The sequence below is a fragment of the Cellulosimicrobium sp. 4261 genome, from assembly GCF_040546915.1.
In the GTDB taxonomy this organism is placed as follows: Bacteria; Actinomycetota; Actinomycetes; order Actinomycetales; family Cellulomonadaceae; genus Cellulosimicrobium; species Cellulosimicrobium cinnabarinum.
Genome location: NZ_JBEPOQ010000013.1, coordinates 1 through 21,867, shown reverse-complemented (window position 1 = coordinate 21,867; position 21,867 = coordinate 1). Strand labels below are relative to the sequence as shown.

The following is a 21,867-nucleotide window of genomic DNA, read 5'->3' as shown; positions in this document are numbered from 1 at the left end:
CCCGGCAGACCGGGCGAGCGACGGAGCGGCCCCCGGACCGTCCGGTCCGGGGGCCGCCCTCGTGCCGTCGGCACCGCGTCAGCGGCGCGTCGGCAGCGCGTCGCAGCGCGTCAGCGCCGTGTCAGCCGCACGCGAGCGCGTCGTGCGCGACGTCGGCCGCGAACGACCGGCCGTCCCCGCTCGCGCCGACGTGCGCGGCGCCCGCCGCGACGTCGGACGCCCGGACGGAGAACGCCTGGTACGCCGACGCGCCGGGCCGGACGCCGGTGACGGTGCGCTCGCCGAACGGCGTGCTGAGCGTGACGTCCATCGGGACGGTGTCCGCGTTGCGGGCCCGGACCGCGACGTACGCCGTGCCGGCGAGGCACTGCGTGCGCGCCGTCGTCTCGACGACGAGGCCGTCCTCGGCGGGCGCGGTGGTGAACGTGCTCACCGGCGACACGGCGGTGCCGCCGCCCGCGCTGGTGGCCGTGACCGTCCACGCGTGCACGGCACCCGGCTCGAGCCCGTCCCACGTGACGGTCGCGACCTCGCCCGACGGCACGGTCGCCCGGCCGATCTCCTCGCCCGGGGCGTAGAGCGACACGGCGTCGGTCGCCAGGCTCGTGACGCGCGACGTGAGGTCGACGGGGACGGTGAAGTCGTCCTCGCGACCGTCGTAGCGGTGCTCGTCGTCGTACTCGGTGGCGCCGAAGTTCTCGAGCCACGGCGAGTAGGTGTCGACGATCATCTCGGAGCGGTCGACGTCGAACTGGAGCAGGCGCAGGAAGCTCGCGCCGAGCCGCAGCCCCTCCTCCGGCGTGTACCCGCCGATCTCGGTGAGCCCCGCCTCCTCGGCCGTGACCTCGTAGAACTGGTAGTCCGCGAGCAGCTCGACGACGCCGTTGCCCGGCGTCCCGACGTCCTGGCGCACGTTGATGCCCACGCCGTGCCGGTGCCCCGCGAGGACGAGGAACACGTTCGGGTTGGGCTCGACGACCTTGGCGTGCACGAGGCGGCCGTCGGGCGTCGAGATCTCGGAGTCACGACCGTCGGGGTTCGAGCTCGGCACGAGGTAGTCGTGCGTGAGGACGACCGCGTTGCGGTCGGGGAACTGCTTGAGGACGCCGTCCGCCCACGCGGCCTCCTCGTCCGTCACCCCGTACGACAGGTACACGGCGACGAAGTCGAGCCCGCCCGCGCTGAACAGGTCGTAGTGGTTCTGGTTGTCGCCCTCGCGCCACGGGCCGCCGTAGGACGCGTTCTCCCACCCTGCGGACAGGGCCTCGTAGCGCTCGGGGCCGTAGAACTCGTTGAACAGCGCCCCCGGCCCGTTGTCCTGGCCCGTGAGGTTGTCGTGGTTGCCCGCGAGGACCCCGTTGGGGATGTTCGCGTCGTCGAGGATCTGCTGCGCGGACGAGGAGAACTCGTACTCGCCCCGGATCTGGGCGGCCATCGCGTCGTCGGCCGGCAGGCGCGTGTAGTTCTCGTTCACGTCGCCCGTGTGCCCCACGTACGCGATCCCGCGCGCCTCGGCGTTGTCCACGACCCACTGCGTGAGGTCGGTGTAGGCCTTGCCCCAGACGGCTCGCTCCTCGGCCGTCTCCTGCTCGACCGCGCCCTCGGTGAGGTACTGCGTGTCGGTGAAGTGGACGAGCGAGAAGTCGTAGTCGTCGCGCGGCGCGAAGTCGGTCTCGTCCCGCGACCCGCCTGCCTCGATGTCGTCCGCGAAGGGGTCGGTGCCCGTCACGAGCACGTGCACGGCCCCGTCGGTCGCAGCACCCTCGCCGAGCACCGTGCTCAGCGACGTCGTGCCCTCGACCGCACCGCGTGCGGACGCGAGCGGCTCCCACCGCTGCCCGTCCCACACGTGCAGCGTCGCGAGCCGCTGCGGGTCGACGACGCCCTCCCAGCGCACGACCTGGCCGACGGTCGTGCCCGTGGCGGGCAGCTCGAAGCGCTGGTAGGTGACGTCGCGGCTCTGCGGGGAGTCGAGCGTCAGCTCGTCGCCCGGGGCGAGCGCGTCCGCCGCGGCGGGCTGCTCGCCCTCGACCGGGAGCGTCGTCGGGATCTCGGCCGACTCGCCCTGGGCGACCAGCGCGGGGGCGGTGACGTCGGCGCGGGAGAACGTCGCGGTGACGTCGCCGCCGCCGGGCGCCGCGACACGAGCCGACAGGTCGACGCTCCCCGCGACGTCGCGCGTGCCGTGCGCCGGGGCCAGGTCGGTCGGCACGTCCGGCACGCCGAGGCTCGTGAACGCGATCTCGTGCGTGCTCGCGTTGCCGAGCACGTCCGACGCGGTGACGACGAGCGTGTGCGCGCCCGGGGCGAGACCCGGCCCGACGGGCGCGCCGAGCTCGAGCGTCTCGCCGTCGAGCGTGACGTCGGGGCCGGTCAGGACCCCGGAGGCGTCCGCGAGGTCGACCGCGAGGCTCGTCGCGCTCGCGAGCTCCGCGCCCGCGGCCGGCGTGCTGGACACGATCGCGGGACCGGTGTTGTCGGTGGTCACCGTCCGGCGCGCGGCCGCACCCGCGGCGGTCGCCGACGTGATCACGTGCTCGCCGTCGGCGAGCGTCGTCGTGTCGGCGTCGGCCCGCAGGCCCGTCGCGGGCGCGTCGGCGTCGCGGACCACGTCGAACGCGAGGTCGACCTCGCGCGGCTTCGTCGTGCTCGTCCCGCAGTCGCCGTCGCCCATCGAGTACGACGGCGCGATGCCCACGCCGGTCGCCGTGCCGTCGCTCACGTCGAGCGCGATCCCGGAGATCGCGAAGTCGTCGCGGTTGTCGCCGCACGCCGTCGGGTAGGTGCCCGTGACGAAGCGCACCACGTTGCGGCCCGGCGACAGGAAGGCGTTCGGGACGTCGATCCGCACCGTCTCGCTCACGTAGTCGCGGTCCACGAGGTCGATCCGCTGCCCGTTGACGAGCAGGTGGTTCGTGTAGCGGGCCTCGATCGAGTTCGAGCCCACGGTGAAGACGAACCGGGACGAGCCGGTGCCGAGCGTCGCGACGGTCGTCAGCGGGGCGCCGTCCAGCTCGATGCCGACGGGCGACTCGCCCCCGGCGGGCGGCGTGGCGAGCACGGTCTGCGGGCCGTGCAGCAGCGCGCCGTCCGCAGGGAGGATGACGGGCGCCCCCGCGGCACCGTTGTTCACGGTGACCGCGCTCGACGCGCTCGCGCCCGACGCGGTCGTCGCGGTGAGCGTGTGGGCGCCGTTCTCGAGCGTCGTCGTGTCGAGCTCCGCGGCGAGGCCGGTCGTGGCGGCCGGGTCCTGGTCGAGGTCGAACGTGAGGTCCGCCGAGAGCACGCGCGACGTGTTCGTGCCGCACGAGCCGTCGCCGAACGCGTAGGAGAAGCTGTTGGCGGAGCCGTCGGCCGTCTCGCCCAGGAGCTCGAGGGACACGTCGGTGAGGTCGTAGTCGTCGTAGTTCGTCCCGCACGACGTCGTGACCGCGCCGACGACGAACCGCACCCGGTTCTCGCCCGGCACGAGCCACTGCGCGGGGACGTCGAGCGCGACGCGCTCGGACACCATGTCCCGGTCGAGCTCGAGGCGCTCGCCGTTGACGAGCACGTGGCTGCCGTACCGCTTCTCGATCGAGTTGCTGCCGACGTCGAACAGCAGGCGCGCGGTCGCGGGCGTCACGGACGCGTCGAGGGCGGTGCCGTCGACCGCGAGCGCCGTGACGGCGTCGCCCGCGCGGACGGGGTCGGCCACGACGCGCACCGTGCCGTCGAGGAACGTGCCGGTCGTCGGGCTCAGCACGGGCCGCGTCTCCGGGGCGGCCCCGGTGGTCCGGGCGGTCGTCCGGTCGAGGGTCGGGGAGGCTCCCGGCGCGGTCGCGGCGGCGGCGCCGGGCGCGAGCAGGCCGGCGACGAGCACCGTGCCGAGCGCCCCGGCGACCGCGGCGCGGCGCCGCGCCCCGCCGTCGGTCCGTCTCTCGGCGCGTCTCTCGGCGCGTTTCTCGGCGCGTCTCGAAGTCCTGTGCGTGGGCACGGACGTGTCCATCGTGGTTCCCTTCCGTGGCGAACGGGTCGACGGGCGACGCTGCCGAGCGGCGACGACGCCCGCACCGGACCCTTCCCGGCGGGGGTGAACACGAGGCCGGCGCCGGGCGAACTCCGGCGAAACGGACGGCGACGGTTGCGGCGGGCGACAGGCGCGCGCAGGCGTCCGGCACGAGCAGAGTGCGGAGGGACGGTTCCCCCGGAGGGCCCGGACGACGAAGGCCGCCCACCACGAGGGTGGACGGCCTGGTCAGCAAGGGTGCGCCATCAGGGACTCGAACCCCGAACCCGCTGATTAAGAGTCAGCTGCTCTGCCAATTGAGCTAATGGCGCGCGAGAGGGAACACTACCAGCGGCCAGGACCGCCGCTCTCCGCGAGGAGAGCGGGCCCGCCCGCCGCGCCGGCTCTCGACCGGCACGGCTCGGGCCGCCCGCCATGCGGACGGCCCGATCGGTGGTGGTGCGCCATCAGGGACTCGAACCCCGAACCCGCTGATTAAGAGTCAGCTGCTCTGCCAATTGAGCTAATGGCGCGCGAGAGAAAACACTAGCAGCCGCGGGCGCGCCGGGAAAATCCGTTCCGCCCGCCCTCGTGTGACGTCGGCGACACGGGCCGGCGGGCCCGCGGAGCGGCTCCGGCTACAGGTACAGCCCTGTCGGGCCGTCCTCCTCGACCTCCTGCGAGACGGCGTGCACGTCGCGCTCGCGCAGCAGCACGAGGTCCTTGCCGCCGAGCTCGACCTCGGCGCGCTCGTCCGGGTCGAACAGCACGCGGTCCCCCACCGCGACCTGTCGCACGTGCTCACCGGCCGCGACGACGACGGCCCACGCGAGCCGCTTCGGCCCCACCGCGGTCGCGGGGATGACGAGACCCGCCGAGCTCTGCCGCTCGCTCGCGTCGACCTCCGGGTCGACGAGCAGGCGGTCGTGCAGCATCCGGATCGGCAGGTCGCTGGCGGCCGGCCGGGACGGCGACGGGCGGGACGAGGTGGTGGCGGGGGCGGACGTCGTCTTGCTCACAGCGACAACGCTACCGGTGCCGCCCACCCTCACCTACGCTCGAACCACACCCTGGCCGGACCGAAGGAGATCCATGTCCACGCGCCTCACCGTCGGCGACACCGCTCCCGACTTCTCCCTGCCCGCCGCCGACGGCAGCACCGTCACGCTGTCCGACCTGCGTGGCAAGCACGTCGTCGTCTACTTCTACCCCGCGGCCGGCACGCCCGGCTGCACGACGGAGGCGTGCGACTTCCGCGACAACCTCGCCTCGCTCCAGGGCGCGGGGTACTCGGTCGTCGGCGTCTCCCCCGACCCGGTCGACAAGATCGCCGCGTTCGTCGAGGCCGAGCACCTGACCTTCCCGCTCGTGTCGGACGAGGACAGGTCCGTCCTCGAGGCGTACGGCGCGTGGGGCGAGAAGAAGCTCTACGGCAAGACGGTCGTGGGCGTCATCCGCTCGACGGTCGTCGTCGACCCGGAGGGCAAGGTCGAGCTCGCGCAGTACAACGTGAAGGCCACGGGCCACGTCGCGAAGCTCCGTCGCGACCTCGGCATCGACCCGAGGTAGCGCACCCGGGCGGCGCCGTCCTGGCCCGGTGCGCGTCGAGCGACGCGCACCGGCCGCCAGGGCCGCGCCGCCCGCGCCGTAGACTGACCACCGCGCGCGAGTGGCGTAACTGGCAGCCGCGCCAGGTTTAGGTCCTGGTGTCCTCGGACGTGCGGGTTCGAGTCCCGCCTCGCGCACCGTTCCCGTCCCGCCGGAGCCCTCGTGGGGACCGCGTGGCGGCACTCGCGGATTCACCCGCACCCCATCTGGACGACCGTCCAGTTCGGTGTCTACCGTGGTGGCAGAGCCGGTGCCCGCACCACTTGCCCCCTGCCGGTACGGGCACCGGCTCCACACCCGCCACGCAGCGCCTGCGCGCGAGACGGCCCTCGACACCACGACGGCCCGGCACCCTCCGAGGGTGCCGGGCCGTCGTCCTGCGTGCGGGCTCAGGCGTCCTGAGCCGGGGAGCCGTCGCTCGCCTCGGCGATCTGACGACGCACGTCCTCCATGTCGAGGCCCTTCACGGCGTCGACGACCTGCTTGAGCGCCGGGGCCGGGAGGGCGCCGGGCTGGGAGAACACGAGGATGCCCTCCCGGAACGCCATGAGCGTCGGGATCGACGTGATGTTGGCGGCGGCCGCCAGGCCGCGCTCGGCCTCCGTGTCGATCTTGCCGTGCACGACGTCCGGGTTCTCCTCCGAGGACGCCTCGAAGACGGGCGCGAACATCTTGCACGGTCCGCACCAGTCGGCCCAGAAGTCGACCAGGACGATGTCGTTCTCCTTGATCGTCTGCTCGAACGTGGACTCGGTGAGCGTCTGCGTGGCCATGGATGTTCCTCCTGGGGCTGTAGGGGTCTGCTTCGTAGAGCGCACACCCTGCCCCGAGTATTCCCCGCGCACGACCGCGCAGGCCCGGCGCGCGCACCCTCTACGCTGCCCCTGTGACGCACGCCACCTCCGCCCACCGGCTCTCGCGCGCCACGGTCGCGGGCTACGCCGCCGGGTCCGTCGGCACCGGCGGGTTCGGCACCCTGCCCGGCCTGGTCCTGCTCGTCTACCTCACCGACGCGCTCGCGGTCCCCGCCGCGGCCGCCGGCCTCATCGTCACGGGCGCCAAGGTGTGGGACGTCGTCGTCGACCCGTTCATCGGGTACGGGTCGGACCGGGACCTGGCTCGCACCGGCTCGCGCCGTCGCTTCATGACGCTGGGCGCCCTCACGCTGCCCGTGCTCTTCGCGCTGACGTTCGCGGTCCCGGCGGCCGCGGGCCCGACCGCCGCCGCGATCTGGGTGCTCGTCGCGTTCCTGCTGGCCGCGACCGCTTTCTCGCTCTTCCAGGTCCCGTACATCGCGCTCCCCGCGGAGCTCGACCCCACGTACGACGGCCGCACCCGCCTGCTCGCGTGGCGCGTCGCGACGCTCGCGTTCGCGATCCTCCTGTTCGGGGCGGGCGGACCGGCGCTGCGCGGTGACGGCGACTCCACGACGGGGTACCTGGTCATGGGCATCGTGTCGGGCGTCGTCATCGGGGCCGGGATGCTCGTGGCGGCGCGCGTCGCGCCCCGCGGCCGGGGCACGCCCGCTCCCCCGGCCGACGCTCCCGCGGCGCCCGCCGGTGCCGCCGCCGGGGCGACGGCGCCCTCCTCCGCCGCGCGCGCGTGGACCCTCGCCGTGCGCGAGGCGGTCGACGCGCTGCGCCGCTCGCGCCCGTTCCGCACGCTGCTCGCCGCGTTCGTGCTCCAGGCCGTCGCGACGGGGCTCATGCTCGCCGGGGCGGCGTACGTCGCGCGGTACGTGCTGCGCGACGAGGCGGCCGTCAGCTACCTCTTCGCCGCGCTCGTCGCGCCCGCGCTGCTCTGCATGCCGGTGTGGACGCGGCTCGCGCGCCGCGACGGCAAGGAGCGCGGGTTCGTCGTCGCGACCGTGCTGTTCGCGGTCGCCGCGCTCGGGATGGTCCCGCTCGTGTGGGCACCGGGCGCATGGGTCTACCTCCCGACGGCGCTCGCCGGCGTCGCGTACGCGGGCATGCAGGCGCTGCCGCTCGCGATGCTCCCCGACGCCATCGCGCACGACGCGCGGACGCACGGCGACGGCCGCGGCGGCGCCTTCAGCGGCGTGTGGACGGCGGGCGAGACGACGGGCATGGCGCTCGGCGCCGCGGTGCTCTCGCTCGTCCTGGGCGTCACCGGGTACGTGTCCACGCGGGCGGGCGAGACGGTCGACCAGCCCGCCGCCGCGGTGGACGGGATCGCGCTCTCCTTCTCGGTCGTGCCCGCCGCGCTCGTCCTGCTGAGCCTCGTCCCGCTCGTGCGCTACGGTCTGCGCAGGGGGGACATCGACGACACAGCACCGGAGCTGCCGCGTGACCACTCCCCGACCGACCGAGCCCGTGACTGACGCGGGAGCGAGCGCCCCCGGCGCCCTGCCGCGGCCCGCGGACGACGTGCCGCTGCGCACCGACGGGATCCTCGACCGGCTCGCCGCGCTCCGGGCCTCCGACGCCCCGACGCACGGCGGACGCGTGCTGTCCTACGTCTACGACCCCGGTCTCGCCGAGCTCGACGAGCTCGCCGCCGCCGCCGCACGGGCCGTCCAGCCGGTCAACGGTCTCGACCCCACGACGTTCACGTCGGTGGCCGTCATGGAGAGCGAGCTCCTCACGTTCGCGCGCACGATGCTGCACGGACCCGCCGACGGGCCCGACGCCGTCGTGGGCTCGGTGACGTCCGGCGGGACGGAGAGCTGCCTGCTCGCGGTGAAGATCGCGCGCGAGGCGTTCCGCGCCGAGCACCCGGACGTGCGCCCCCGCGTCGTGGCCCCCGTGAGCGTGCACGCCGCGTTCCGCAAGGCCGCCCAGCACCTCGACGTGGACCTCACACTCGTCCCCGTCGACCCGGCGACGGGGACGCCCGCCGCCGCCGACCTCGTCGCGGCGCTCGACGCCGACGACGTCGCGCTCGTCGTCGTGTCCGCGCCGTCGTACCCGCACGGCGTCGTCGACCCGGTCGCCGAGGTCGCCGAGGCCGCCGCCGCGCGCGGCGTGCCCGTGCACGTGGACGCGTGCGTCGGCGGCTGGGTGCTGCCGTTCTGGGTCGCGGCGGGGGGCGAGGCGGTGCCGCCGTTCGACTTCTCCGTGCCGGGCGTGACGAGCATCTCCGCGGACGTGCACAAGTACGGCTACGCACCCAAGGGCGCGTCCGTCCTGCTCGTGCGCGGGCGCGACCGCCAGCGCCTCCAGTTCTTCGCGACCACGGGCTGGCCGGGGTACCCGGTCGTCAACCCCACCCTCTCCGGCTCCCGCTCGGCCGCGCCCCTCGCCGCGGCGTGGGCCGTGAGCCAGGCGCTCGGCACCGCCGGGTACACGGCCCTCACCGCGCGGTGCGTGCGCGCGACGCACGCCCTGCACGCGGCCGTGGACGCGATCGACGGGCTCCGCGTCGTCGGGCGCCCCACCGGCCCGCTCGTCGCCGTGGCGACCGACGAGTCCGTGCCGTCCGAGCGGCGCGTCGACCCGCACCTGTGGGCCGACGCCGTCCGGTCCCTCGGGTGGGTGCTCCAGCCCCAGCCCGGGCTCGTCCAGGACGACGGCACGCGCCTGCCGCACACGACCCACCTCACGGTCACCCCCGTCACCGAGGCCGGCCTCGACGACCTCGTCGCGGCGCTCGGCGCAGGCGCGGACGCCGTCCGCGGGGCCGGGCGCCCCGACGTGGGCGGCGTGCTCGGCGCGCTCGCCGGTGCGCTCGCTCCCGACGGTGACGCCGCGCCCACCGCCGACGACGTGTGGGGGGCGCTCGCCGGGGTGCTCGCCGGAGGCGGCCGCACCGCGGAGGGCGACGACGACGCGCAGCGCGGCTCCGTGCTGCCCGACCGCCTCGCCCCGCTCATGGCCCTCATGGAGGTGCTGCCCGGTCCGGTCGCGGAGCGGGCGCTCGTGGAGATCGTGGCGCGCGTCTCCGAGCCGCACGCGGAGACGCCCGGCACCGCATGACGGCACCGCGTGACGGCACCGCGTGACGGCTGCGTGTGCGGCTGCGCCGTGGTGCGGCGCCGGGGGCGGACTCGCCCCGCCGCAGCGCTCGGGGTAGAACAGTCGCGTGACCGAAACCGCCGACTTCCCGCCCGACGACTTCTCCCACGAGAACCCGCGCCCCGCGGGCTGGCTCAGCCCGGAGGAGATCGCGGTGGCGCGCGCCCAGCTCCCGCTCGTCTACGTGGACGCCGTCCCGGTCCGGGTCGACGACTCGGGCGACGTGGTCGCGGTCGGCCTCCTGCTGCGCGTGACGCCCGAGGGCATGATGACGCGGGCCCTCGTCTCCGGCCGGGTCATGTTCCACGAGCGCATCCGCGACGCGCTGCTGCGGCACATCGAGAAGGACCTCGGCCCGGTCGCGCTGCCCCAGGTGCCCGCCTCGCCGCAGCCCTTCACGGTCGCGGAGTACTTCCCGACGCCGGGCATCACGTCGTACCACGACCCGCGCCAGCACGCGGTCTCGCTCGCGTACGTCGTGCCGGTGACGGGCGACTGCCGGCCGCAGCAGAATGCCCTCGAGCTCGCGTGGCTCACGCCCGAGCAGGCGTGCAGCGACGAGGTCCAGCTCGAGATGCGCGGCGGCCAGGGGGTGCTGCTGCGCCAGGCGATGGCGTACGTGGGTCGCCTGCCGTGACCGACGCGGCGCGCGGGACCAACGACCCGCGCGCTCCGTCCGCCCGACCCTGGGTCTCGCGCTCCCCGCCCCGGAGGCTTGAGGGAGGGGACCCGTCCGGCCGGGACGGGCGGTCGACGGAGGGTGTGCGCGATGGACGCCGCGGTGGTCTACGAGTCGATGTACGGCAACAGCGAACGCGTCGCGCAGGCGATCGCGGAGGGCCTGTGCGAGACGGTGCGGGTCACGGTCGCCGACGTGACCGACCCGGCCGCCGCCCCGGACGCGCTGCGGCACGTGGGTCTCCTGGTGGCCGGCGGGCCGACCCACGCGCTCGGCATGACGCGGCCCGCGACGCGCGCCGAGGCGGTGCAGCGCGCGACCGGACCGGTCTCCGACCGCACGACCGGCCTGCGCGAGTGGGTGGAGTCCCTCCCGCCCCAGGACGAGGAACGGCTCGCCGCGACCTTCGACACGCGCGCGACCAAGGTCCGGTCGCTCCCGGGCTCCGCGGCCCGCGGCGCCGCCCGGGCCATGCGTCGCGCGGGGTTCCGGCTCGTCGTTCCGTCCGCGTCGTTCTACGTCGGCGACGTCCAGGGCCCCCTGGACGACGGCGAGCTCGACCGGGCGCGCGCGTGGGGTCGCGCGCTGGGCAAGGTGCTCGTCCCGGCGGAGAGCCCGGCCGAGGGCCGCTGACCCCGCCGTTGACACGCCAGGGCCACGACGCCCGAGCCGCCCCGGCGGCGAGGGCCCGGCGGGTCAGCCGAGCTCGAGCCGGGGCCAGTCGTCGAGGTCCTCGCGCATGCGGCGGTCGTGCGTCGCCACGACGACCGCCGCGGGGGTGACGCGCAGCGCCTCGGTGAGCTCGTCGACGAGGTCGATCGACAGGTGGTTGGTCGGCTCGTCGAGGACGAGCACGTGCGGCGCCGCCAGGAGCGCGCGGGCGAGGTCGAACCGGCGGCGCTGCCCCGCGGACAGCTCGCGCAGCGGGCGTTCCAGATCCTCCTCCGTGAGCAGGCCGAGGAACGCGACGGGCACGAGATGGTCCGGGTCCAGGCGACCGGCGTCGAGCAGGTCGAGCGCCTCGCGCGCGTACTCGTCGAACCCGGTGCGGTCCTCCGCCTCCGGGGGCAGCGCCGGGCCCTCCTGCGCGACGACGCCCAGCCGCGCGCCGTCGACCACGGACCGCGTGCCGCGGTCGAGAGGCACCAGGCCCGCGAGCGCGGCGAGGAACGTCGACTTGCCGCTGCCGTTCGGCCCGGTCACGAGGAGGCGTCCCGAGGGCGGGAGCGCGACCCGGGTCCCGGGCAGGTCGAGGCGCGCGCCGCCGTCGGGCCCGACGCGCGGGCTGCGCAGCTCGAGCACCGGGTCGCCCGGCTCCCAACCGGGCGACATCGCGGGGAGCTCGGGGAACACGAGCTGGAGCGGCGGCACGGGCACCTCGACGGCCTCGGCCTCGAGCTGCTGGAGGCGCCGGTCCGCGGCCTTGACGTGGATCCGGGCGCGCGTCGCGCGGCGGTGCTTCTGGCTGCCCTTGGGCGGGCGCCACTCGTCGGACAGCCCTTCGTACGACGCGTCGAGCACCGCGGCGAGCTTCTCCGCACGCTTCTGCTCCGCCCGGAACCGCTGCCGCCACCGGTGCAGCGCCTGGTTCTTCGCGAACCGGTAGGAGAGGTACCCCGGCTGCCCGTAGAGCACCGGCTTCCCGTCCATCGCCGGGTCGAGGTCGAGGATCTCGGTCGCGACGTCGTCGAGCAGCTGCCGGTCGTGCGTGACCATCACCACGCCGCCCCGCCACGCGACGAGCTCGCCGGTGAGGAAGTCGATCCCGCCGGTGTCGAGGTGGTTCGTCGGCTCGTCGAGGAGGAGCAGGTCGGCGCGCTCGGCGAGCCGGCACGCGAGCCGCACGCGGTAGCGCTCGCCGACGGACAGGGTCGCGAGCTCACGGTCCCGGTCGCGGCACGCACCGAGGCGCGAGAGCGCGACGTCGACCCGGCGGTCCGCGTCCCACACGGCGAGGTGCTCGGCGCGGGCGAGGATCTCCGTGAGCTCGGCGAGGTCGCCCGCCTCGTGGTCGAAGTCGCGGGCCGCCGCCTCGAGCTCGGCGGCGACCGCCCGCAGCCCGCTCAGCGTCGCGGCGACGAGCGTGCCGACCGTCTGGCCCGGCGCGATGGCGAGCTCCTGCTCGACGAGCGCGAGCGAGCCCGCGCGGCGCACCTCCCCGCGGCCGGGCGCGAGGTCGCCCGAGAGCACGTGCAGGAGCGTCGACTTGCCCGTGCCGTTCTCCCCCACGACCCCGAGCCGCGTCCCGGCGGCGACGCGCAGCCCGACCCCGTCGAGGACGGGACGTCCGGGGTAGGCGAAGGCGAGGTCGTCGGCGGCGAGGTGCACGGGGACCACCCTATGTTCCGCGAGATCGACCCGGCCGTCGCCGGATCGACCTCCCGAGGGTAGATCTCGGCCGTGCGGGTCGACCTCGCGGGCGGGGTACCGTCGGGAGCATGACCGACCTCGCGCCCACCGGACCGCGCGCTCGTCGCCCCGGGCTCGTCCTGCTCGCCGCGCTCGCCGACGTCGCGTGCGTCCTCGCGCTCGCGACCGGCGGCCTCGCGACGCACTCCGCCGACGAGGGCCTGGCCCGGCTGCTCGTCGTGGCGTGGCCGTTCGCCGCGGGCACCGCGCTGGGCTGGCTCGTCACGCGCGCGTGGCGTCGCCCGTGGGCCCTGTGGCCGACGGGCGTGGTCGTCTGGGGCTGCACGTGGGCGCTGGGCGTCCTGCTCCGCGTGCTCACCGACCAGGGCGTGGCCCCGGCCTTCCAGCTCGTGTCGTTCGGGTTCCTCGCGGTGACGATGCTCGGCTGGCGCGGCGTGGTCGCGCTCGTCGGCGTGCTGCGGCCGGGCGACCGCCGACGCCGCGAGCGCGAGCTCGCCGGCCGCCCCCTACCGCGCTGAGAGCGCCGCGACGACGTCCGGCGCGAGAGCGCGGAACGCCTTGCCCCGGTGGCTGATCGCGTTCTTCTCCGCCGGGCTCAGCTCGGCCGCGGAGCGGTCCGCCCCTGCCTCCGGCTGCTCGTCCGGCAGGAGGATCGGGTCGTAGCCGAACCCGTTCGCGCCGCGCGGCGCCGTGAGCAGGGTCCCGCGCATCTCCCCCGTGCGCACGACCTCCGTGCCGTCGGGCGTCACGAGCGCCGCGGCGCACACGAACCCGGCCGCGCGGTGCTCGGCGCGCACGTCGCCGAGCTGCGCGAGCAGGAGCTCGAGGTTCGCGACGTCGTCGCCGTGCCGCCCGGCCCAGCGCGCCGAGAAGATGCCCGGCGCGCCGCCCAGCACGTCGACGGCGAGACCGGAGTCGTCCGCGACGGCCGGCAGCCCCGTGGCCGCGGCCAGGGCGCGCGCCTTGATGAGCGCGTTCTCGGCGAACGTCACGCCGTCCTCGACCGGCTCGGGCGCACCGACGTCGCCCGCCCCGACGATCGCCCCGGGCGCGAGCTCGAGGCCGGGGTGCGCGTCGAGCTCCGCCGCGAGGATCGCGCGCAGCTCGGCGATCTTCCCCGGGTTGTGCGTCGCGAGGACGAGGCGCGCGCCGTCGGGCACGACGACGCCCGTCGCCCCGGGTGCGCCGCTCACCGCGCGTCCGCCGCGAGCGCCGCGCGCTGGATCGCGGTGAGGTCGGCGGTGCCGGCCACCGCGAGGTCGAGCAGCGCGTCGAGCTCGGCGCGGTCGAACGGGGCGTGCTCCGCGGTGCCCTGGACCTCGACGAACGTCCCCGACCCCGTGACGACGACGTTCATGTCCGTCTCGGCGCGGACGTCCTCGACGTACGGGAGGTCGAGCATGGGCGTGCCGTCGATGATGCCGACGCTCACGGCCGCGACGGAGTCGGTCAGCACGGGCTTGCCGCCCTTGATGTGGCCGTGCCGCTGGCCCCACGCGACGGCGTCGGCGAGCGCGACGTAGGCGCCGGTGATCGCGGCGGTGCGCGTGCCGCCGTCGGCCTGGAGGACGTCGCAGTCCAGCACGATCGTGTTCTCGCCGAGCGCGGAGACGTCGATGATGGCGCGCAGGGACCGGCCGATGAGGCGGGAGATCTCGTGCGTGCGCCCGCCGATCTTGCCCTTCACCGACTCGCGCTGGCTGCGCTCGTTCGTCGCGCGCGGGAGCATCGCGTACTCGGCGGTGACCCAGCCCTCGCCCGACCCCTTGCGCCAGCGCGGCACGCCCTCGGTGAACGACGCCGCGCACAGCACGCGCGTGCGGCCGAACTCGACGAGCACGCTGCCCTCGGCCTGGTCGAGCCAGTTGCGGGTGATGGTCACGGGGCGGAGCTGGTCGGGCGTGCGGCCGTCGGCGCGGAGGGGCGCGGCCGTGCCCGTGGACGAGGAGGGGGCGGTCATGCCGCCACCCTACCGACCGCCGGCCGACCGCTGAGCGCGGGAATCCGTCGCGCCGTCCGGGGCCGACCGCGACGAGCTCCCGCACTCGGCGGTCAGAGGTCGAAGACCGCGCCCGTCGTCGCGACGTCGACCGGGCCGGCGTACGTCTCGCGCGCCTCGGCGCGCGAGCGCTCGGGGTCGTTCCACGCGGGCAGGTGCGTGAGAACGAGCCGGCGCGCGCGGGCCGCGGTCGCGACCTCGCCCGCGCGCCGCCCCGTGAGGTGGATGCCCCGCTCCACGCCGTCGTCGCGGCCCTCGTGGAACGCCGCCTCCGACAGCAGCAGGTCGGCGTCGCGCGCGAGCTCGACCACGCCGTCGCACGCGTCCGTGTCCCCCGTGTACGCGAGGACGGCGCTCTCCCCCGGGCGCAGCGTCGACGGCCCGGTGACACGCACCCCGTACGCCTCGACCGGGTGGAACACGCGGTACGGCTCGAGGACGAGCGGGCCCACCCGGACCGGCGCGCCCGGCTCCCACGTGCGCACGTCGAGCTCCTCCGTCACGCCGTCGCCCGGCTCCGCGCCGTACGCCGCCTCGATGCGGGCGGCCGTGCCCGCGGGGCCCAGCACGGTGAGCCGGCTCGGCACGCCCGTGCGGGTCGAGCCGCGCACCGGGTGGTAGCGCAGGTAGACGTACAGGCCGCACACGTCGACGAAGTGGTCCGGGTGCAGGTGGGACAGTCCCACCGCATCGAGGTCGAGCGGGTCGACGAACCGCTGGAGCGCGCCCAGCGAGCCGTTGCCCAGGTCCAGCACGACGTTCCAGTCGCGCGCCTCGAAGCCCGCGGCCGCGGCCTCCGCGGCGGGGACCTGGACCAGGTACGACGACGCGGGCGACGCCGGGCCCGCGAACGACCCGGAGCACCCGACCGTGACGAGACGCATCAGGCCGCCTCCACGCTCAGCACCTCGGGGCCGAGGAACCGGCGCGCGAGGTGCTCGAACGGCTCCGCGCTCCCCGTCGCGAGGAACCGGTGCCGCGGCGGCCCCGCGTCCCGCGAGCGCTCGAGGTCGTGCGCGACGAGCGTGCGGTACACGTCCTTCGCCGTCTCCTCCGCGCTCGATACGAGCGTGACCTCGTCGCCCATGACGTACGAGATGGCGCCCGTCAGCAGCGGGTAGTGCGTGCACCCGAGCACGAGCGTGTCCACGCCCGCGGCCTTCACCGGGTCCAGGTAGCGGTGCGCGACCTCCAGCACCTCGGGGCCCGACGTCACGCCCTGCTCGACCAGCGGCACGAACTCGGGGCACGCCTGGGTCGTCAGGGTCAGGCCGGGGGTCACGGCGAACGCGTCCTCGTACGAGCGCGACGTGATCGTGGCCCGCGTCCCGATGACGCCGATGCGGCCCGACCGCGTCGCGGCCACGGCGCGGCGCGCCGCCGGGAGGATCACCTCGACGACCGGGAGCCCGTGGCGCTGCGTGTACCGCTCGCGCGCGTCGCGCAGCACCGCGGACGAGGCGGAGTTGCACGCGATGACGAGCATCTTCACGCCGTCGTCGACGAGCTGGTCCATGATCGCCAGCGCCATCGCCCGGACCGCCGCGAGCGGCTTCGGCCCGTACGGGCTGTTCGCGGTGTCCCCGATGTAGAGGAGGGCCTCGTTGGGGAGCTGGTCGAGGATCGAGCGAGCCACGGTCAGGCCACCCACGCCCGAGTCGAAGATCCCGATGGGAGCGTCGTTCACCCGGCCGAGCCTACTGTCGCCGTCCCGCGCGAGGCGCCCCGAACCACGCGTACGTGGCTGTGGCAGCGCCCACAGGCCCCGGGCACGCTCAGTCCCGCGGCTCGGGGCGCGGACCGCCGCGCCCCGCCCGCAGGTCCGCGAGCATGCCGTCGACGAGCGACTCCTGGAGCAGCCCCGTGAGGAGGAACACGCTCACGAGGAAGCGGCGCGGCGCACCACCCACCTCGCCGTCGTCGGGGCCGTCGTCGCCCTCGCGGTCCAGCTCGTCGTAGAGGCCCTCCACCTGCTCGTCCGTGCGCAGCCCCAGGCGCTCGGCCAGGACGAGGCGCACGTCGGTCAGCGCGCCCGCGACGTCCTCCGCCTCCTCGCGCCCGACGACGAACGGCGCCGCCTCGGCCGGCTCGGAGTCCACGAGCATCCGGCCGAGCAGCACCAGCCGCCCCACCTTGCGCGCCGCCAGGTCGTCCTGCGTGAAGCGCCGGAACTCGTGCGCCACCTCGACGTCGTCGGACGCGTCCGGGAGCAGACGGCGCACGGCCGGGTCCGGCGGCGGCGTCGCCTCCGACCCGCCGCCGCCGGGCGTCGGGCCGGTCCAGCCCGGGGGCGACCACGCGTCGTCGGGCACGGCACGGCCCGGTGCGTCCGGCGCGCGCCCGGGCACGCCCTCCTGGAGCATCTGGGCGACGTCGCCCGCGAGCTGGGCCAGCACGATCCGCTCCGACGGCTCGAGCTCGGCGACGTACCCGTGCGCCTCCGCGCGGAACGGCCTCACTGCTCGCCGTCCTTCTGGAGCGTCGCCCACAGCCCGAACGAGTGCATCGCCTGCACGTCGACCTCCATGCGCTCGCGGTCGCCCGTCGACACGACGGCCCGGCCCTCCCGGTGCACCTGCATCATCAGCTCGTGGGCCCGCGCGGTCGAGTACCCGAAGTACGACTCGAACACGTACGCGACGTAGCTCATGAGGTTGACCGGGTCGTTCCACACGAGCGTGACCCACGGGCTGTCGAGCCGGGTCTCCTCCTCGGAGCGGACCGCCTCCTCGGGCACGGTCAAGGACGCCCGCGCGACCGCGGGACGGGTGAAGATCGGGTGGGGTCTCACGTGACCACTGTATTCGCGGGCCTGTCGGCACCCACCGCGGCGGTCGCTGCCCTACGGTATTCCGCATGAGCCTCGCCGACCCGGGCAGCGTCGCCCTCCCCGCGACCGACAGCGCTGCCCCCTCCGCCTCGCCGACGCACCGGTCGACGTACCAGCCGGCGTACCAGCCGGCCGCGTCGACGGCGCTCCTCACCGACCGCTACGAGCTGACGATGCTCCAGGCCGCGCTCGCCGACGGCACCGCGGGCCGGCACTGCCTGTTCGAGGTCTTCACGCGCCGCCTCCCGCCCGGTCGCCGGTACGGCGTCCTCGCCGGGACCGGACGGGTGCTCGAGGCGCTGTCGGCGTTCCGCTTCTCCGCGCAGGAGCTCGACTGGCTCCACGCGCAGTCCGTCGTCGACGACCGCACCCTCGAGTTCCTCGCCGGCTACCGCTTCACGGGCACGATCACCGGATACCCTGAGGGCGAGGTCTTCTTCCCCCAGTCTCCCGTCATGACCGTCGAGGGCACGTTCGCCGAGGCGGTGCTGCTCGAGACCCTCGTGCTGTCGATCCTCAACTACGACTCGGCCGTCGCGTCCGCCGCGTCCCGCATGACGAGCGCCGCCGTCGAGCGCCCGTGCCTCGAGATGGGCGCGCGGCGCGCGCACGAGCAGGCGGCCGTCGCCGCGGCGCGGGCCGCCGTCGTCGGCGGGTTCGCCGGGACGTCCAACCTCGAGGCGGGCCGCCGGTACGGCCTCGACACCATCGGCACCGCCGCGCACGCCTTCACGCTCCTGCACGACGACGAGGAGTCCGCCTTCGCCTCGCAGGTCGCCTCCCTCGGCCCCGGCACCACGCTGCTCGTCGACACCTACGACGTGCGCCGCGGCGTCGAGAACGCCGTCAAGGCGGCCGGTGGCCGCCTCGGCGCCGTCCGGCTCGACTCCGGGGACCTCGGCGTCCTCGCCGTCGAGGTGCGCCGCCAGCTCGACGCCCTCGGCGCGCACGACACGAAGATCACCGTGACCTCCGACCTCGACGAGTACGCCATCGCGTCGCTCGCCGCCGCACCCGTCGACTCCTACGGCGTCGGCACGTCCCTGGTCACCGGCTCCGGCGCCCCCACGTGCGGCATGGTCTACAAGCTCGTCGCCCGCGCCGACTCCACCGGCGTGCTCCAGCCCGTCGCCAAGGCGTCCACCGCCAAGACGAGCACCGGCGGCCGCAAGTGCGCCGCACGCCGCTACGACGCCGACGGGCGCGCGGTCGAGGAGGTCGTCGTCTCCGGCGACGACCTCGCCGTCCAGGAGTGGGAGCCCGACGACGTCGACCTGCGCCGGCTCCAGGTGCCGCTCGTCGTCGACGGCGCCGTCGACTCGCGCTGGGTCGGGTCGTACGGCGTCGAGAACGCCGCGCACCGCCACCGCGAGGCGCGCGCCGAGCTGCCGCGCGGCGCGCGTCGCCTCTCCGCCGGCGACCCGGCGATCCCGACGGTCGTGCACACGCTGTCCTGACGCGACCGGCACCCGGCACCGCCGGGCGACGCGCGGCTATCGCCTGCCGACGAACCAGCCGCGCACCGTCGCGACCCGCGCGCCGAGCTGCTCGACCGTCGCGAGCGGGACCTCGGGACCTCCGCAGCGGCGCCGGAGCTCGGTGTGCACCGACCCGTGCGGCTGCCCGCTGCGGCGCGACCACGCCGAGACGAGCTGCTGGAGCTCCTTGCGGAGCTCCGCGGCGCGCCGGTGGTCCATCTCGGCACGCTCGCGCTCCGCGGACTGCGTGGTGCGGGAGCGCGCGCTCATCTGGTCGGCCTGCCGCTGGCGCAGGAGGGTCGTGACCTGGTCCGCGTCGAGCAGACCGGGCAGCCCGAGGAAGTCGAGCTCCTCGTCCGAGCCGACGTCCGCGCCCGTGCCGAACTCGCCGCCGTCGAACAGCACGCGGTCGAACGACGCCTGCGCCTCGAGCGCCTCGAAGGAGCCCTGGACGAGCTCGCCCGACGCCTTGTCCTCGCGGTTCGCCTCAGCGAGCAGCGCGTCCTCGGGGTTGAACCCCTCGCCCTGCTCCTCCGCGGTGAGCGGCCGGTCCAGCGCATGGTCGCGCTCGAGCTCGAGCCCGTTCGCGAGCTCGAGCAGGTGGGGCACGCTGGGCAGGAACACCGACGCCGTCTCGCCGCGCTTGCGGGCACGCACGAACCGCCCGACGGCCTGCGCGAAGAACAGGGGCGTCGCGGTCGAGGTCGCGTACACGCCCACCGCGAGCCGCGGGACGTCGACGCCCTCCGACACCATGCGGACGGCGACCATCCAGCGCGCGTCGCCGTCGGAGAACTCCTCGATGCGGCTGCTCGCGCCGTCGTCGTCGGACAGGACGACCGTCGGCGACTTCCCGGTGATGCGCGCGAGGTGGCCCGCGTACGCGCGCGCGTCCGTCTGGTCGGTCGCGATGACGAGGCCGCCCGCGTCGGGGATCGCCCGCCGGACCTCGGTCAGCCGCTTGTCCGCCGCCGCGAGGACCGACGGGATCCACTCGCCGTTCGGGTCCAGCGCGGTGCGCCACGCCTGCCCCGTCATGTCCTTGGTGAGCGCCTCGCCGAGACGGGCGCTCACCTCGTCGCCGGCCTTGGTGCGCCAGCGCATGTTGCCCGAGTAGGAGAGGAACAGCACCGGGCGCACGACGTGGTCGCGCAGGGCGTCGCCGTACCCGTACGTGTAGTCGGCGCGCGACCGCCGGATGCCGTCCGGACCGCGCTCGTACTCGACGAACGGGATGGCCGCGGTGTCCGAGCGGAAGGGCGTGCCCGTGAGCGCCAGGCGCCGGGTCGCGTCCTCGAACGCCTCGCGCACCGCCTCGCCCCACGACAGCGCGTCGCCGCCGTGGTGCACCTCGTCGAGGATGACGAGCGTGCGGTCGGCCGTCGTGCGCGCCGCGTGCAGCGCCGGCTTCGCGGCGATCTGCGCGTACGTGAGCGCGACGCCGTCGTAGTGCGCGCCGTGCCGGCCCTGGCTGTTGCGGAAGTTCGGGTCGATCCGGATGCCGACGCGGGCCGCGGCGTCGGCCCACTGGTGCTTGAGGTGCTCGGTCGGGGCGACGACGGTCACGCGCCGCACCACGCCCTGCTCCAGGAGCTCGGTCGCGACGCGCAGCGCGAACGTCGTCTTGCCCGCGCCGGGCGTCGCGACGGCGAGGAAGTCGCGCGGCGAGCGCGTGCGGTACAGCTCGAGCGCCTCGGCCTGCCAGGCACGCAGCTTGGACGCCGAGCCCCACGGGGCGCGCCGCGGGAACGCGGGCGAGAGGTGCGACGCCGCAGCGGACGACGGGCTCTGGGGCGCCGGCGGCGAGGTCCTGCTGCTACGGGAGTCGGGGGCGGAGTGACCGGTGGACGTCGTGTGGTGCTCCGCGCTCACTTGCCGGAGTCACCCTCGCCGTCCTGCGGGTCTCGCAGTCCCTCGTAGATCTCCTTGCACGTGGGGCACACGGGGAACTTGTTCGGGTCACGACCGGGCACCCAGACCTTGCCGCACAGTGCGATCACCGGCTTGCCGGAGAGCGCCGACTGCATGATCTTCTCCTTGCGCACGTAGTGCGCGAAGCGTTCGTGGTCGCCGGGCTCGGTCTGCTCGCGCGTCTCCTCGCGCTCGAGCACCCCGGTCGACGTGCCGGTCGTCGGCTCGGTCGCAGGGGTCCGGAACGGGTCCTCGGGACCCCCGGGTGGCGTGCTCGCGCGCAGTTCGATCATGGAGGGAAGTCTACGTCGCGCAGGTGACGGTCGAGCCGGGCCGCCCGACACGCGGCCCGGGCGCCGGCGCGTGCCTGTGGGGCGGCTCCCGCCCCACAGGCACCCGGCTCATGCTGCGCAGCTCACCGACGGGTTGCCGCTCACGACGTGCCACTCGAGGATGCTCTGGCGCCCCGTGTAGACGCGGTGCTGTGTGCCGATCTTGCTGCTCGCGTAGAGCTGACCGCCCTGGGGCGGGTACACCCGGACCTTGAACGGCGAGGAGGACGTGAAGTACACCGTCCGCCCTGAGGGGCAGGTCACGCCCCCGTTGGCGTGGGCCGCACCGACCGGCCCGACAGCGAGACCGAGGACGAGACCCGCGCCAAGGAGGAGACCGGCAAGCTTCTTCTTCATCGAGATGACCCCCTTCGACATGGCACCGGCGTTGGTGCCACGAGAACTCTCGCAGGCGCGGTATCAGAGAGCAAGACTTTGTCAGCAGATATTACAGAACGCGAGGTCGTGGCTGACTGGGGTGCTCGTCGACGCCCGTGACGACGGCACGACGAAGCCCGCCGACGCGACGGCCCAGGGGCGTGGACCGCGCGCCGACGGGCGGCTCGGTGTCGCGGGAGCTCCCGCGAGGCGTCGTCGACCCGTCGGGTCAGAGGCCCTGCCAGTCGGGCTTGGACGCGTACGTCTGGCGGTAGTAGTCCCCCAGCTGCAGGCGCGAGGCCGCCGCGTCGTCGACCAGG

Annotated in this window: 20 protein-coding genes, 3 tRNA genes and 1 pseudogene; 8 read left to right on the top strand and 16 right to left on the bottom strand. The window is 75.0% G+C overall.

Annotation, left to right across the window (positions count from 1 at the left end):
• Positions 1-121: 121 nt before the first annotated feature.
• From ABIE39_RS14980 to ABIE39_RS14965, 4 genes are all read right to left on the bottom strand, one after another.
• Positions 122-3,862, bottom strand: a complete 3,741-nt coding sequence (locus ABIE39_RS14980) for a hypothetical protein (RefSeq protein WP_354052370.1) — start codon at positions 3,860-3,862, stop codon at positions 122-124.
• A gap of 385 nt (positions 3,863-4,247) precedes the next feature.
• Positions 4,248-4,320 (bottom strand) — tRNA-Lys (locus ABIE39_RS14975).
• Between the two features lie 125 nt (positions 4,321-4,445).
• Positions 4,446-4,521: transfer RNA gene (locus tag ABIE39_RS14970), tRNA-Lys, on the bottom strand.
• Positions 4,522-4,626: 105 nt separating this feature from the next.
• Positions 4,627-4,923: a GroES family chaperonin gene (locus ABIE39_RS14965; protein WP_009862228.1), complete on the bottom strand. Its 297-nt coding sequence runs from the start codon at positions 4,921-4,923 to the stop codon at positions 4,627-4,629.
• Positions 4,924-5,080: 157 nt separating this feature from the next.
• Between ABIE39_RS14965 and bcp the strand changes: the two genes are divergently transcribed.
• A complete protein-coding gene (gene bcp / locus ABIE39_RS14960) occupies positions 5,081-5,557 on the top strand; it encodes a thioredoxin-dependent thiol peroxidase (RefSeq protein ID WP_061268538.1) in 477 nt (158 codons plus the stop codon).
• 94 nt (positions 5,558-5,651) lie between these two features.
• Positions 5,652-5,733: transfer RNA gene (locus tag ABIE39_RS14955), tRNA-Leu, on the top strand.
• Between the two features lie 252 nt (positions 5,734-5,985).
• Here ABIE39_RS14955 and trxA read toward each other — a convergent pair.
• Entirely contained in the window at positions 5,986-6,369 is a 384-nt protein-coding gene (gene trxA / locus ABIE39_RS14950) for a thioredoxin (RefSeq protein ID WP_043652553.1), read from the bottom strand.
• A gap of 113 nt (positions 6,370-6,482) precedes the next feature.
• Between trxA and ABIE39_RS14945 the strand changes: the two genes are divergently transcribed.
• The 4 genes from ABIE39_RS14945 to ABIE39_RS14930 all read left to right on the top strand — a co-directional run bounded on the left by ABIE39_RS14945 (position 6,483) and on the right by ABIE39_RS14930 (position 10,882).
• Positions 6,483-7,937: an MFS transporter gene (locus tag ABIE39_RS14945; RefSeq protein WP_175008078.1), complete on the top strand. Its 1,455-nt coding sequence runs from the start codon at positions 6,483-6,485 to the stop codon at positions 7,935-7,937.
• Positions 7,930-9,531 (top strand): pyridoxal phosphate-dependent decarboxylase family protein, encoded by a 1,602-nt coding sequence (locus ABIE39_RS14940; protein WP_354052367.1) that lies wholly within the window; start codon positions 7,930-7,932, stop codon positions 9,529-9,531. The genes ABIE39_RS14945 and ABIE39_RS14940 overlap by 8 nt, the downstream gene beginning before the upstream one ends.
• Before the next feature lie 106 nt (positions 9,532-9,637).
• On the top strand, positions 9,638-10,207 hold the full coding sequence (locus ABIE39_RS14935) for an NUDIX hydrolase family protein (protein ID WP_043652560.1): 570 nt from the start codon (positions 9,638-9,640) through the stop codon (positions 10,205-10,207).
• Between the two features lie 132 nt (positions 10,208-10,339).
• Entirely contained in the window at positions 10,340-10,882 is a 543-nt protein-coding gene (locus ABIE39_RS14930; RefSeq protein ID WP_209827447.1) for a flavodoxin domain-containing protein, read from the top strand.
• Between the two features lie 63 nt (positions 10,883-10,945).
• Here the strand turns inward: ABIE39_RS14930 and ABIE39_RS14925 are convergent, their stop codons facing one another.
• Positions 10,946-12,577, bottom strand: a complete 1,632-nt coding sequence (locus ABIE39_RS14925; RefSeq protein WP_209827444.1) for an ABC-F family ATP-binding cassette domain-containing protein — start codon at positions 12,575-12,577, stop codon at positions 10,946-10,948.
• Between the two features lie 110 nt (positions 12,578-12,687).
• Here ABIE39_RS14925 and ABIE39_RS14920 point away from each other — a divergent pair, with 110 nt between their 5' ends.
• Positions 12,688-13,137, top strand: a complete 450-nt coding sequence (locus tag ABIE39_RS14920) for a DUF3054 family protein (RefSeq protein WP_175008075.1) — start codon at positions 12,688-12,690, stop codon at positions 13,135-13,137.
• Here the strand turns inward: ABIE39_RS14920 and rdgB are convergent.
• The 6 genes from rdgB to clpS form a co-directional block, all read right to left on the bottom strand.
• Positions 13,126-13,812, bottom strand: coding sequence for an RdgB/HAM1 family non-canonical purine NTP pyrophosphatase (gene rdgB / locus ABIE39_RS14915; RefSeq protein ID WP_175008074.1), 687 nt, complete (start codon positions 13,810-13,812; stop codon positions 13,126-13,128). The two genes, ABIE39_RS14920 and rdgB, sit on opposite strands and share 12 nt — an antisense overlap.
• A complete protein-coding gene (gene rph / locus ABIE39_RS14910; protein WP_354052364.1) occupies positions 13,809-14,579 on the bottom strand; it encodes a ribonuclease PH in 771 nt (256 codons plus the stop codon). Before rph ends, rdgB begins: the two co-directional genes overlap by 4 nt.
• 92 nt (positions 14,580-14,671) lie before the next feature.
• The gene (locus tag ABIE39_RS14905) at positions 14,672-15,502 is read right to left on the bottom strand and encodes an MBL fold metallo-hydrolase (RefSeq protein WP_354052362.1); all 831 of its coding nucleotides are present in this window, start codon (positions 15,500-15,502) and stop codon (positions 14,672-14,674) included.
• A complete protein-coding gene (murI, locus tag ABIE39_RS14900; protein WP_031316087.1) occupies positions 15,502-16,305 on the bottom strand; it encodes a glutamate racemase in 804 nt (267 codons plus the stop codon). The genes ABIE39_RS14905 and murI overlap by 1 nt, the downstream gene beginning before the upstream one ends.
• 88 nt (positions 16,306-16,393) lie before the next feature.
• The gene (locus tag ABIE39_RS14895) at positions 16,394-17,077 is read right to left on the bottom strand and encodes a DUF2017 family protein (protein ID WP_175008071.1); all 684 of its coding nucleotides are present in this window, start codon (positions 17,075-17,077) and stop codon (positions 16,394-16,396) included.
• On the bottom strand, positions 17,074-17,361 hold the full coding sequence (clpS, locus tag ABIE39_RS14890) for an ATP-dependent Clp protease adapter ClpS (RefSeq protein ID WP_209827769.1): 288 nt from the start codon (positions 17,359-17,361) through the stop codon (positions 17,074-17,076). The genes ABIE39_RS14895 and clpS overlap by 4 nt, the downstream gene beginning before the upstream one ends.
• A 113-nt stretch (positions 17,362-17,474) precedes the next feature.
• Between clpS and ABIE39_RS14885 the strand changes: the two genes are divergently transcribed.
• Positions 17,475-18,905 (top strand): nicotinate phosphoribosyltransferase, encoded by a 1,431-nt coding sequence (locus ABIE39_RS14885; protein ID WP_209827438.1) that lies wholly within the window; start codon positions 17,475-17,477, stop codon positions 18,903-18,905.
• A gap of 36 nt (positions 18,906-18,941) precedes the next feature.
• Here the strand turns inward: ABIE39_RS14885 and ABIE39_RS14880 are convergent, their stop codons facing one another.
• From ABIE39_RS14880 to ABIE39_RS14865, 4 genes and pseudogenes are all read right to left on the bottom strand, one after another.
• Positions 18,942-20,798 carry a DEAD/DEAH box helicase gene (locus ABIE39_RS14880; RefSeq protein WP_354052360.1) on the bottom strand — a complete coding sequence of 619 codons (1,857 nt, stop codon included), beginning with the start codon at positions 20,796-20,798 and terminating at the stop codon, positions 18,942-18,944.
• Complete coding sequence (locus ABIE39_RS14875) at positions 20,795-21,130, bottom strand: DUF3039 domain-containing protein (protein WP_021482851.1); 336 nt, start codon at positions 21,128-21,130, stop codon at positions 20,795-20,797. The genes ABIE39_RS14880 and ABIE39_RS14875 overlap by 4 nt, the downstream gene beginning before the upstream one ends.
• A gap of 108 nt (positions 21,131-21,238) precedes the next feature.
• On the bottom strand, positions 21,239-21,547 hold the full coding sequence (locus ABIE39_RS14870) for a hypothetical protein (RefSeq protein ID WP_354052358.1): 309 nt from the start codon (positions 21,545-21,547) through the stop codon (positions 21,239-21,241).
• A 229-nt stretch (positions 21,548-21,776) separates the two neighbouring features.
• A pseudogene (locus ABIE39_RS14865) lies at positions 21,777-21,867 on the bottom strand (glucosamine-6-phosphate deaminase); the annotation flags it as partial.